Source organism: Agrobacterium sp. GW821-FHT02D03 (assembly GCF_059421725.1).
The window spans coordinates 534,814-547,183 of record NZ_JBWKVN010000002.1 but is presented as its reverse complement, the minus strand read 5'-3'; the positions used below and the strand labels follow the sequence as shown (position 1 = coordinate 547,183).

Sequence of the window (12,370 nt, the reverse complement as noted above, 5' to 3'; positions counted from 1 at the left end):
ATGCAAAGAGAGGGTTCGTCTGAAACGCGGTTTCGGCTTTCCCAGGCCCTGGATCAGGTGCTGTAGAGGCGATACCGACTACCGGGATAGAGCAAGCGGACGGAAGAGATCACGCCGGCGTCAGACCAAGTGCGGCGGCGCACCAGAAGGCAGGGCTCCGTCTTGGAGATGGCAAGCAGCTTGCACTCCCACGGCTGCGCCGTCACCGCTTCGATATGCTGCTCGGCCCTCACGATCGGTGCGATCGCGGTCAGATAGCCGTTCGGCGTGGCCTTGCCGAAATCCTGATCGATATAGTGCGGAACGATGGCGTGGTTGACGAAACGATCTTCGATCTGCATCGGCACGGAATCTTCCGCATGGACCATGATCGAATGGGACACCGGGCTGCCGATCTCGATCGACAGGGCCTCTGCCAGTTCGGCATCGCAGCTTTCCATGCGCAGGACGATGACATTGGCCGTATGGACACCGCCATTGCGGGTGATTTCGTCGGCAATATTGGGAACGCTCTGAAATTGCGACGTCCGCTTCTTGCTGGCGACGAAAGACCCCTTACCCTGTACGCGAACGACGAAGCCTTCGTCGGCCAGTTCGCGCAACGCGCGGTTGGCCGTCATGCGGCTGACGCCAAGCAGCTCGACGAGTTCGTTTTCGGACGGCACGCGATGGCCGACAGCCCACTCGCCGGTTTCGACGCGGCTTCGAACATAATCCTTGAGCGTGACGTAAAGCGGCTTGTCGGAGGCCTGCTCGTGCTGCGCTTTTTCGATCTGTTTCTCTACCGTTTGCATGGGGCTCCAAAAGGCGAACGACGAAGGTTCGGCACCGGACGCGTCCGGGGCGCGTGTGCGGGTATGGTGCGTGCCATACCCGCAAACAGCCGTCAGTTCAACTTGTGCGTCGTCAGCCATTCTTCGGCAACCACGTCGAAGCTGTCATGGTTGGCAAGGCGACCGTTCATGACGATCAGGTCCTTGGTCGTCAGAGCGGCCGAAACCGCATCCAGCGTCTTGGTCACCGTGTCGTTGACCTTGGCCTTCGCCATGATCGGCACGATGTTCTGGGCTGGGAACAGGTTCTTGATGTCTTCCAGAATGATCAGGTCGTTGGCAGCGATCGCCGGGTCCGTCGAGAAGAGATTTGCCGCCTGAACCTGGTCGTTCAGCAGTGCCGATAGGGTCAGAGGGCCACCGACGTCGAGAGACTTGAACGACTTGAATTCAAGACCGTAGAGTTCCTTCAGGCCAATGATGCCTTCCTTGCGGGTCTTCCACTCCGGCGGGCCACCAAGCACCAGTTCGGACGCCACGGGCTTGAGATCAGCAATGGTCTTCAGCTTGTATTTCTCGGCAGTGGCACGGGTGACCGCCACACCATCGGAATCCTGAGCCGCGGATGGCGTCAGCATGACGACACCCTCTGGCAGCGCCTTTGTCAGTGCTGCAGCGACGTCCGCCGGCGAATGGGCGGTGGCGTTCTTGTCGAGATAGCTCAAGGTCGCGCCGGCATATTCCGGCAGGAGGTCGATCGAGCCATCGAGAAGTGCTGGCATATAGACTTCGCGGCTACCGATGCTGAGCTTGGTTTCCGTCTTGATGCCCTTGGCGGCCAGGGCCTTGGCATAAATCGTGGCCAGAAGCTGGCTTTCAGGGAAGTCTGCCGAGCCGACGATGATGGTGGACGTATCCGAACGCTGAGCCGGAGCATTCCCGAGAGGATCGGTCTGCGCAAGCGTCGTAGTGGCGGAAAGCGCGATCAGCGCGAATGCGCCGGCGGCCTTTAAGATATTGAATGCCATGCAAGCTACTCCTTTTGTGTCAACGTCTTCAGAATGAAAATGCAGTTTTGGTTGATGCCCACCCTATGCCCGGCGGGTTAGTCCTGGTGAGACCGTGAGCCTCGATATGATGCCGATCACTAAGTCGACCATAAGGGCGAGCGCACCGACCAGAACGGCGCCCGCCGCCATCTGGTAGTAGTCGTTCTGCGCACGGCCATCGATGATGAGGCGCCCAAGACCGCCAAGCGATACGTAAGCCGCAATGGTTGCCGTTGAGATGATCTGCAATGTCGCGCTCCGAAGCCCGGAGAAGATCAGCGGCAGGGCGCAAGGAAGTTCGACATCAAACAGAATATCGAGCGGCCGCTTGCCCATGCCGCGCGCCGCATCCACCGCTGCCGGATCCACCGCCGCAACGCCGGCATAGGTCGCGCTCATGATGGGCGGCACGGCCAGCAGCACGAGAACGATGATGCTGGGCACAATGAACGCCATGTCGGAGGCAAAGACCGGACCGAAGATAATGACGAGCAACACGATCAAACCCAGGCTCGGCAGTGCACGCAGTGCATTGGCAAGGCCTGCGATGACAACCACGCCGCGGCCGGTGTGGCCAACATAAAGACCGATCGGCAAGCCGATCAGGCAGGAGAAGAACAGGGCAACGCCGCTATAGATCAGGTGCTGGATGACGAGCGCGAAGACGCCATCGGTACCTGTCCAGTACGCCGGATCGGAAAACCACGCGATCATCGTTCTGCACCTCCGGGCTGCCATGGTGTCAGGCGTTTCGTGGCAAAGAGCACAATCCCGTCGAGCAGCGCTGCCAACAGCACGCAGAGAACGATACCGGCGATGATCGGCGTCAGGAAGCGCAGTTGAAGCCCTTGTGTAAACAGAAGACCGAGCTGCGGCGTGCCGACGAGTGCCGCCACGGAAACGATACTGACATTGGATACTACCGCGACGCGCAGGCCCGCGGCAATCACCGGTACGGCAAGCGGCAGCTCAACGAAAAGAAGCCGCGGCAATGTGCGGTATCCCATGGCATTGGCAGCCTGAATGACATCGGGCTGTACGGAATCGAGGCCGTCGGTGACAGTGCGGATGAGAAGCGCCAGCGCATAGATCGTTAGCGCGACGACCACGTTGAGCGGATCGAGAATGCGCGTGCCGAGAGCGAGCGGTAGCAGAACGAAGAGGGCAAGCGACGGGATGGTGTAAAGCAAACCAGCCGCACCAAGCATCGTGGAGCGGAGGAAGCCGGCCCGGTGCGCAAGCCAGCCAAGCGGCAGCGCGAGGAGGAGACCAATGACGACGGGGATGACCGAAAGCCAGAGGTGCCAGAGGAAGAGTTCGGCGATACGGCCGGACTCGCGGTACAGCCAATCGAACCTCATGCTTGCGCCCTCGCGCGACCGGTGCGTGCCGCCTCGATCGCGGTCACAACATGAGACAAAGTGACGGTGCCTGCCAATGTACCTGACGGACCGACGATCACGCCTCGGCCAGAGGGTGAGCTGAGGGCGGCGTCAAGAACGTTGCGCAGGCTGCTGCCTTCCACCGCAAGCGTGCCGCTGAGATTGAGGTCGCCCTCTCTCAACGGAGCCTTGATGCTTTCCACATCGGCCCAGCCCAACGGGCGGTTCTCGGCGTCGGCGACGAGCACCCATCTGTCGGTCGCAATCTGGCGAAGGGATTCCGGCGTGGCGCCGAGTGTGGCTGTCGGTTCCTGGCCAAGTTGCACGCCATCATCGTTGAAGTCGGCAAAACCCAGGATACGATAACCCCTGTCGCGTCCGATGAAATCGGCGACGAATTCGTCCGCGGGTCGTGCCAGCAATTCCTGGGGAGTGGCGATCTGCGCCAGCGTTCCGCCAGTGCGCAGAACCGCGACCTGATCGCCAAGCTTCAGAGCCTCGTCGATATCATGCGTGACCATAATGATGGTCTTGCCGATTTCCCGCTGGAGGCGGAGGAACTCGTCCTGCAATTGACCACGGACCACCGGATCGACGGCGCTAAAAGGCTCGTCCATCAGCATGAATTTCGGATCTGAAGCGAGTGCGCGCGCGACGCCGACGCGCTGCTGCTGGCCACCGGAAAGCTGCCAGGGATAGCGATTGGCGAAAGCGGAAGAGAGGCCGACGCGCTCCAGGAGATCATGCGCGGTCCGAAGCGCCTGCTCCTTGGGCGTTCCGTTCAGCCGCGCGGTCGTTGCGATGTTTTGCACGACGGTGCGGTGGGGAAAGAGGCCGGCATTTTGAATGACGTAACCGATCTTGCGGCGCAGCAGCGCCACATCCATGGCGTCCGTCGGTTCGCCATCGAGAAGAATTCTGCCCGAGGAGGGCGTGATCAGCCGGTTGACCATGCGAAGCGACGTCGTCTTGCCGCAACCCGATGGGCCAACGAAGATGGTGAGCTTGCCACTGGGAGCCGTCAGCGAAAGATTGTCGACAGCCGTGGTCGGCCCCCGATAGTGCTTGCTGACATGATCGAATGTTATCATAGGCGCGTTCCCTTTTCTGGTCCCGGATGTCGCCAGCGATCCGGTCTCCTTGGTTGTCTATACAAGCATGAAGTTATGCGGTGCGCAAGCGGGGGTTCTTAAGGAAAATGCGTCTTTTTTTGTGCTTAAATCTTATGCTGAGGCTATAGCGCTTCCGCGACCCTGCCGACCGCACATGGAAGGCGGGAATAAAGCAAGAGAGCTGGTATGACGGTTCCCGTCGTGAATGATATCAGGGTCGCCATTGCTGCGGACTTTTGCCGTCAAGCTCTCTGTCCAGGTAAAAGGCGGCACTGATCAGGGCCAGATGGGTAAAGGCCTGCGGGAAGTTTCCGAGCAACTCACCACGGTGGTCGAACTCTTCGGCGTAAAGGCCCAGATGGTTGGCGTAGTTCAACAGTGCTTCGAAGGTCGCACGCGCCTTCTTCAAGTCGCCAGCCCTTGCCAGGCATTCGGCGTACCAGAACGAGCAGGCCGAAAACGACCCTTCCTCACCACTCAAGCCGTCTTCGCTCTTATAGCGATGAACCAGGCCGTCATCGGCGAGCGTGTCACCGATCGCGTCCAGAGTTGCCAACCAGCGCGGGTCGGTGGCGCTGACGAACCTCACAAGCGGCATCAGCAGGAGTGAGGCGTCGAGGGTGTCTCCACCCTTGGTCTGGACGAAGTGTCCTTTCTCCTCGTTCCAGAAATTTGCCCAGATGTCTTCGTAGATATTGTTTCTAACGTCGATCCATCGGCTGAAGGGTGCCGCGAGCGATCGCTTGCTCGCCAGGCGAATGGCGCGGTCGACTGCGACCCAGCACATGAGGCGCGAATGCAGGAAATGCTGCGGGCCGCGCCGCATTTCCCAAATGCCGGCATCAGGCTCTTCCCAGTGTTCGCAAACATAGTTGATGATGTCGCGCACACCGTTCCAGCCATCATGGGAAATGGCATGGCCGTATTTGTTGCTGAGATAGACGGCATCCATCAACTCGCCATAGATATCGAGTTGCACCTGTTTTGCCGCGCCGTTTCCGATCCGCACGGGACGCGCTCCGCCATATCCACTTAAGTGATCGAGAGATACCTCATCGGCGACCGTGCTTCCGTCGACGGCATACATGATGTCGAGCTTTCCGTTCGCACCGCATCGCATCGCGCGTTTCCCGATCCAGGATGTGAAGTCTTGCGCTTCCTGCTGGTAGCCAAGCCGCATCAGTGCATAGACCGTGAAGGATGCGTCGCGGATCCAGGTCGCGCGGTAGTCCCAGTTTCGGACTCCGCCAGGTGCTTCTGGCAGGCCAAAGGTTCCAGCCGCAATGATCGATCCGTGGCGGCGTGACGTCATCAGTTTCAGCGTCAGGGCAGACCGGGTCACGATTTCGCGCCACCGACCACGATAGGACGATTGTGCGGCCCAGTCCTGCCAATATTGGATCGTCGCGTCCTCGAACCCCGCGACGTCTGCCAAGTCCATTGCCTCTTCGTCGGCGCCGGTCAGAACGAAATCGGCTGTTTCTCCGGCAGTTAGGTTCGCCTTGCAGATCACGTCGCCATCGAGCGCTTGGAGCGTGAGACTGGAAGTGAGCCTGATCCCGTCGCAGTGCTTCGGCCGCCAAAGGGCAGTGTGACCGTCAACCTCGGCGGTTTCTTTCTGCCTTGCATAGTCGAAACGGGGCGCACAGCGTAGCGTGAGGGCCACCGTCCCGCGTGTCACTCTCAGTCGCCGCACCAATTTTGTTGAGGTAGAGGCACTGTCTTCCCTGACGGCCATGAAGTCCGTGAGTTCGGCGCTGGCATTCTCGCCCATCCAGCGAGTGACCAGCACATTGGTATCTGGCCGATAGTGCTGCACGATCCTGACGTCGGGAATATCCGGCAGAATTTCAAACAGACCACCGCGTTCCGGATCGAGCAGGCCGGCAAAGATGGTTGGGCTATCGAAATTTGGCCAACACATGAAATCGATCGCACCGTCCTTGGCAATAAGCGCCAGTGTCGCGAGATCGCCGACGATACCGTGATCTGAGATCGGCCGCGGGATGTTGCTGCCCGCGTTCTCATATCTTGAGAAATTATGGCTTTCGACGTCAGAGTGCGTGCGGATGTCCATTCGATAATCCATCATGTGTGATCGCATGCCGGCCGAAAGAAGCGTCTCATTTCAACGTGTCGAAAAGGTCGAGCAGTGCTTCTTCATCCATGACATTTTCTTCACAACGTCATCTTTCGCCTTGTGTTCCAAGCCCGCCAATCTCTTGGCGAAAGGACTGTATCCCGTGACGAGAGTAGAAGGTGCCGAGACATGAAGACCAGACCTCGTCGCCCAAGCGCATCGTTCATCAACAGCGACGACCGTTAAATGTGATGCTTTCCTGCTGATACGAAGACAACTCCGTATCGGCCTGGCCGACACTCGTTCGATACTTAAGATGTTTTTTATCCATTTCCTCTAGCGTCTGCCGGTGGTCAGCCGGCTAAGCCGCTGTGGGGAAGAGGGTACGGGCATGGCATTATCCCAAAAGGTGAAGTCCATCGGTTTCAGAACGACGGGTGGGATGGCGTTGCTGCTCATATCCGTCGTGCTTGTGGCGGTCGTTGGCATCCGGGGCATGGGGAGCCTTACTGGCGCCGTAACCCAGACGGTGGATACGTCGAAGGTGCTGATCGGCGCCAACAAGGCCGAAGGCGCGATCATCCAATATCTCGTCAGCAAGGATCCCAAATGGATCGACGAGGCTGTCGGCGCTCTCGATACGGCCCAATCCAAGCTCAACGCGCTTGCTCTTTCCACAAGCGAGAAATCCGAACTCTCCAGCGGGATCGCCAAGACATCCGACGCGGTAAAAGCCCTTGCGGCCTCGCAGGATACTGTTCAGAAGGCAGGCTCTGCTTTGCGCGATGCGGCTGGCAGCATGGTGACGCTTGCCGAACAGACCGAGAAAACCTCTCAGGATATTGCCAGCCAGGCAGAGACCAATTCCAACAACGCGCTGGTGACGCTCAACAGCATCCGCATTCTCATTCAGAACGCCAGCACCTTCAATGAAGGCATCAACGCGATCGAGCTTGCGCTGGTTCGTGCCGCAGGCCAAGGCGCTCAGGTCTCTACCGCGCAGCTTGCCGAACCGATGGCGCGTGCCGAGGCAGGCCTTGCCGAAGTCGTGAAGCTCGGCGGCACGCCGGACATCCAGCCGATCGTTAGCAATCTGGCCGCGACATTTGCGGATATCCAAGAAGCGATTGCCAAGGACAATGGCGCGGCACTGGTTTCAACGCAGGATTTCGCCCTCTTCTCCAAGATTTCCACCATCACCCAGGCGCTTGACGAAGCGCTGCGCAAATCCGCCGAGACCGAACTTGCCTCCAAAAGCGAGAAGGACAAGGCGCGCTCCAAGGCGCGCATCATTTCCGGTACGGCGCGCAATTTCAGCAATGTGTTGAAGGACACGCTTGCCCAGGTCGAACGATACCGCGTCCAGCCATCGACAGACTCCGCCGAGGTGATTGCGGCCGGGCTGAAGAAGGCGCAAGCGCTGGGCACCATGCTGTCGAAAACCAGCGGGACTGACATGACCGCCAATCTCGCTCAGCTCGGTCAATCCTTCGACGCGATGAAGACCAATCTGGCGACATCCGACCAGCAGGCGTCGCTCGTTGTTTCCACATTGCAAAGCGTTACCGACGGCATCGTGAAGATCGCCGGCGAAATCGCCTCGACTTCGGAACGTCAGGGCAGCCAGGGCACATCCTGGATGTGGGGTGCCGGCCTGTTCAGCCTTGTCCTGGCGATGGCGATCGCGCTCTTCATGGTGCGCTCTGTGGCTCGCCCGATGATGCAGGTGGCGCAAGCGATGGCGCGGCTCGCACGGGGCGAGGCCGACACCCAACTGAAGCTTGCGAAGACCGATAACGAAATCGGTGAGATGATCGGTGCGCTGCAGGTGTTCCAGCAAAATGACCGCGCCCGCATCCATGCCGAGGCGGAGGCCGATCGGGAAAGACAGCAGGCCGAACATATGCGCCTCGAGCGCGAGGCTGAACGCATGACGGAAGCGCAGGCAATGGAACATGCCTTCCGCCAGATTTCGACGGGTCTTGATGCGCTTGCCAAGGGCGACCTGACAGCACGTATCGGCGCAGTCGATCCACGCTACGATCGGATCAGAGACCACTTCAATAGCGCAGTTTCTACGCTTGAAGAGGCCATCGATGCGGTGATCCAGAGCGTCGGCACCATTCAGTCGGGACTGTTTGAAATCTCAAGCGCCTCCAACGATCTCGCCCGCCGCACGGAGCAGCAGGCCGCATCTCTTGAAGAAACGGTTGCGGCACTCGGTGAAGTGGCGAGCGGCATCAACGGCACCGCCGATGGTGCAAGCCATGCGCAGAAGACGGTGTCGCTTGCCAAAACCAATGCGGAGAGTGGCGGTGTCGTGGTGGAGCGCGCCATCGGTGCCATGAGCGAAATTCAGGAATCCTCCACAAAGATCGGCAACATCATCGGCGTGATCGACGAAATCGCATTCCAGACCAACCTCCTGGCGCTGAATGCCGGGGTGGAGGCAGCCCGCGCCGGAGAGGCCGGTAAGGGTTTTGCTGTCGTCGCTCAGGAAGTGCGCGAACTGGCGCAACGATCGGCCGGTGCCGCACGCGAGATCAAGGCTCTGATCTCCACATCGTCAGCCCAGGTCACGACAGGCGTTCAGCTCGTCGATGAAACGGGGATGTCTCTGAAGGATATCTGCGAGCAGGTGGGCGGTATCAGCGCCATCATCGACAGGATTGCAACTGCGGCGCGCGAACAGGCCGTGAGCCTGCGCGAAGTGTCCGCTGCTGGCGACGCAATGGACAAGGTGACCCAGCAGAACGCGGCGATGGTTGAGGAGACGACTGCAGCAGCGCAAACTCTGGTTCACGAGACCGAAAGGCTGGCGCAGATGGTGGGGCAGTTTGCCACCACGCGTTCGGTCAGGGGCGGGATGTACGCTGCGGCAGCTTAAGGCTGCCGCAAGCGATCTTTTGTTCGGCAGCCGGATGACCGATCGCTTCGCAAAGCCGATCAGGCCGTTTTCACGCCTCGACGGGTTCGCGCACTTCATCCAATAGGAAATGCACGATGACGTAGCGCGTCGTGTATTTGTGGCCGCTGTCTGCTACGCCTTCTTCGCTACCGCCATCAGACGGGTGCCACTGCCGGTAATGCGGATTGTTGGCAATGAGCGTAGTCGCCTTGCCCGAAAACTTGCCATCCAGCCGGTAGCGCGCTTCCGCCAGGGGCCAGATCTTCTCAAAGTCGTCCTGGGTGATGCGGGCTTTGAGGGCCTTTCTCGTGGTCGGCTCCTTGGCGCCGCCGCCCTCTGCCGGTGGAATGGAGAGGTTCACCTCTTCGGCATGGTCGAGTAGAGCGGAAAATTCCTCTGGCCACATGCGTCTCATTATTGCTCCTCCCAAAGACAATGATCTTACAACACCGCGATGATAGCGCCTTTATGCCGACAGGCAATCAGGATTTTTGCCTGCGTGATGGCAGCGAAAGCGTCAATTCAAAAGCTCAGTCGATGCCGGTGGCGGCAGCGTGATGAAGCTGCTAAACGCTGGCGAAACAGACGCTAAAGCGCCGTGCGTCCTATTGGACGGACAAAAGACGCTTTACCTTTTTGAATCGACGCATCGTGTTCTCCGAAAATCGAGTCCGATTTTCGGGCCGATGCTCTAGGAGAACCTGATCATGATTGAGCCTACCGCTTCCTTCAAGGATAACCTGCAATTGCTGCCTTCGATCGATGGACTGGCGAAGATCAACCTCAGTGATGCCGACGGCAATATTGTTGCCACGATCGAAAACCAGCCCGGCAAGCAAGGCTCGCTCGCCGTCTATCAATATCTTGAGCAATGCTTCGGGACGCTGAGCAGGCAAGCAGCGACCCATGGGCTCGATATTTTCGCCGAGCACACGGCCGACGCAAAGAACCGTCCCGGCGCCCATCCGAACATCGACCGCTTGCTGGAGATTGTGGCCGGTGCTGCTCCATTGAAGATCGAACTCGTGGCGCGCTGATTGTTGCGCATGGCCCAGCAACAAGAACGCCGGCCAGTCAACCGCTCTTGACCGGAACGGAGCACGGCCTGCGCTTAGGAAGCCCTAAAGCGCCCTTTGTGCGTCCTATTGGACGCACAAAGGGCGCTTCACCTTTTTGAACCTACACATCGCGCTGTTCCGAAAATCGAGCTCGATTTTCGGGCCGATGCTGTAGGCGCCTTTTGCCTCACCAGACCTACGGACACCGATGGAGTGACCGCATCCAGCGGCATCTCCCGCCTTCGTCTATGTCAGGCGAACCCTTAAGGCCGAGCGAGCAAGTCGCGCAGCGTTTATCCGCAGAACGCCCTATCAATCGCCCGACCGAGACCCCGACCAACAGACGACAGCGAGCCAGCGTCCTCACGAGAAATGACGTTGCTCCTGTCATCCCAGCGTCACCTATCGTTCGCATCGGCTCGCCCCGTTTCGTCTATTTACTGGTGGAGGGTTGATTGATAAATGAATGATGCTGGCCATCATTGGAGGACATCTGTTCGCCCGTTGATGTTGCCCGGCATGCCGAAGGCCTTCCATCGTTCTGAAAAGATCGGTGCCATCTGCTCGATCCTCAGAAGCAGAGCAATCCCGCGGCCTGCGGTGAGTTCATCATGCTAGGGAGGTTCGATGTCATGATAAACCCAAAGAGTGCGCCCGCCGGCGCCACGAAAGTTCGATATTTTATTCTGTTCATGTGTTTTATCGGGATTTCGATCAACTATCTCGATCGTGCCAATATGAGCGTCGCACTTCCCTTCATCGACTCCGAGCTTGGCCTGAACCTCACCAACACCGAGAAAGGCTTGATTCTCGGCGCGTTTTTCTGGGCCTATGACGGCATGATGCTGCTTGCCGGCTGGATCACCGACAAGCTTGGCGCGCGCAAGACCTTTTCGCTTGCCGCCGTCTGGTGGTCGGTATTTACGGCATTGACGCCGCTCGCCTACAGCTTCTGGACCTTTTTCGCCGTTCGTTTCGCGCTCGGTGCCGGTGAAGCCCCCGCCTATCCATCTGCCACCAAAGCCGCCTCCCGATGGTTCCCTAAGAGCGAGCGCGCCTTTGCAACGGCAGTGATCGACTCGGGCTCTCGCGTCGGCACCGTCTTGGCGCTGCCCATCGTCACGGCCATCATTGCCGTGGCGACCTGGCACTATTCCTTCATCATCCTCGGCGCCGTCGGCATCATCTGGGCCTTCTTCTGGTACGTGACCTACCGCGATCCCACCGAGCATGAGCGGGCAAACGACCTGGAGCGTCGCTACATCATCGAGAATGGTGGGCGAACCGTCGAAAACGACGATCCTGAAGCGGCTAAGATCAAATGGGTCGATCTCTTCAGATACCGCACCATCTGGGGCATGATGATCGGCTTCTTCTGCCTCAATTTCGTGATCTACTTCTTCCTCACCTGGTTCCCAAGCTACCTGAAGACCGCCCGCGGCCTCAACCTTGCGGAACTTGGCCTGTATGGAATGCTGCCGGGTCTCTCTGCTGTCGTCACCGCATGGATTGCCGGCGCTCTGGCCGATAGGGCTATCCGGAATGGTGCCAATGTCACCACGGTCCGCAAGATCATCATGGTCGGCGGCATGCTGGGTGGCGCTGCCATCCTGCCGGCATCGTTGACGCAGTCGCTCTATATGGCGCTGTTCTTCCTGGCGATCTCCTACAGCAGCCTCGCCATTGCCGCGACAGGCATCTGGTCTCTACCCGCCGACGTCGCGCCAAGCTCCCGCCACGTCGCCTCGATCGGCGGCATCCAGAACTTCGCTTCCAACATCGCCGGCATCATCAGCCCGCTGCTCTTCGGCTTCCTGCTGGACATGTTCGGCGGAAGCTACACGCCATCCTTCATGATGGCAGCAGGCATGGCACTGGTCGGCGCCTTCTCCTACGCCTTCATCGTCGGTCGCGCAGAACCTCTTCCGATCCTGCCGCCGAGGTCTTGAGGGGTTTCGGCTGAACAGCAATAAGCCCCATGACGGCCCGTTCGGGCCGTCATGATCGC

Annotated in this window: 10 protein-coding genes; 3 read left to right on the top strand and 7 right to left on the bottom strand. The window is 59.3% G+C overall.

Annotated elements, in window-relative coordinates; all coding sequences use genetic code 11:
* Nucleotides 1–53: 53 nt before the first annotated feature.
* The 6 genes from hutC to AC07U5_RS15925 form a co-directional block, all read right to left on the bottom strand.
* Nucleotides 54–794, bottom strand: a complete 741-nt coding sequence (gene hutC / locus AC07U5_RS15950; RefSeq protein WP_062427648.1) for a histidine utilization transcriptional repressor HutC — start codon at nucleotides 792–794, stop codon at nucleotides 54–56.
* Between the two features lie 92 nt (nucleotides 795–886).
* Nucleotides 887–1,801: an ABC transporter substrate-binding protein gene (locus AC07U5_RS15945; RefSeq protein ID WP_062427649.1), complete on the bottom strand. Its 915-nt coding sequence runs from the start codon at nucleotides 1,799–1,801 to the stop codon at nucleotides 887–889.
* Between the two features lie 63 nt (nucleotides 1,802–1,864).
* Nucleotides 1,865–2,536: an ABC transporter permease gene (locus AC07U5_RS15940; RefSeq protein ID WP_494723600.1), complete on the bottom strand. Its 672-nt coding sequence runs from the start codon at nucleotides 2,534–2,536 to the stop codon at nucleotides 1,865–1,867.
* Nucleotides 2,533–3,183 carry an ABC transporter permease gene (locus tag AC07U5_RS15935; RefSeq protein WP_313061427.1) on the bottom strand — a complete coding sequence of 217 codons (651 nt, stop codon included), beginning with the start codon at nucleotides 3,181–3,183 and terminating at the stop codon, nucleotides 2,533–2,535. The genes AC07U5_RS15940 and AC07U5_RS15935 overlap by 4 nt, the downstream gene beginning before the upstream one ends.
* Complete coding sequence (locus AC07U5_RS15930) at nucleotides 3,180–4,295, bottom strand: ABC transporter ATP-binding protein (RefSeq protein WP_113180526.1); 1,116 nt, start codon at nucleotides 4,293–4,295, stop codon at nucleotides 3,180–3,182. Before AC07U5_RS15930 ends, AC07U5_RS15935 begins: the two co-directional genes overlap by 4 nt.
* A 232-nt stretch (nucleotides 4,296–4,527) precedes the next feature.
* Nucleotides 4,528–6,393, bottom strand: a complete 1,866-nt coding sequence (locus tag AC07U5_RS15925) for a glycoside hydrolase family 15 protein (RefSeq protein WP_494723599.1) — start codon at nucleotides 6,391–6,393, stop codon at nucleotides 4,528–4,530.
* A gap of 394 nt (nucleotides 6,394–6,787) precedes the next feature.
* On the opposite strand from AC07U5_RS15925, the gene AC07U5_RS15920 reads away from it, so the two are divergent.
* Nucleotides 6,788–9,283 carry a methyl-accepting chemotaxis protein gene (locus tag AC07U5_RS15920; protein WP_494723598.1) on the top strand — a complete coding sequence of 832 codons (2,496 nt, stop codon included), beginning with the start codon at nucleotides 6,788–6,790 and terminating at the stop codon, nucleotides 9,281–9,283.
* 70 nt (nucleotides 9,284–9,353) lie between these two features.
* Here the strand turns inward: AC07U5_RS15920 and AC07U5_RS15915 are convergent, their stop codons facing one another.
* Nucleotides 9,354–9,710, bottom strand: a complete 357-nt coding sequence (locus tag AC07U5_RS15915; protein WP_494724261.1) for a hypothetical protein — start codon at nucleotides 9,708–9,710, stop codon at nucleotides 9,354–9,356.
* Nucleotides 9,711–10,011: 301 nt separating this feature from the next.
* Between AC07U5_RS15915 and AC07U5_RS15910 the strand changes: the two genes are divergently transcribed.
* Both AC07U5_RS15910 and AC07U5_RS15905 read left to right on the top strand, forming a co-directional pair.
* On the top strand, nucleotides 10,012–10,341 hold the full coding sequence (locus AC07U5_RS15910) for a DUF2322 family protein (RefSeq protein WP_494723597.1): 330 nt from the start codon (nucleotides 10,012–10,014) through the stop codon (nucleotides 10,339–10,341).
* 653 nt (nucleotides 10,342–10,994) lie between these two features.
* The gene (locus AC07U5_RS15905; protein ID WP_082546522.1) at nucleotides 10,995–12,311 is read left to right on the top strand and encodes an MFS transporter; all 1,317 of its coding nucleotides are present in this window, start codon (nucleotides 10,995–10,997) and stop codon (nucleotides 12,309–12,311) included.
* Nucleotides 12,312–12,370 lie beyond the last annotated feature (59 nt).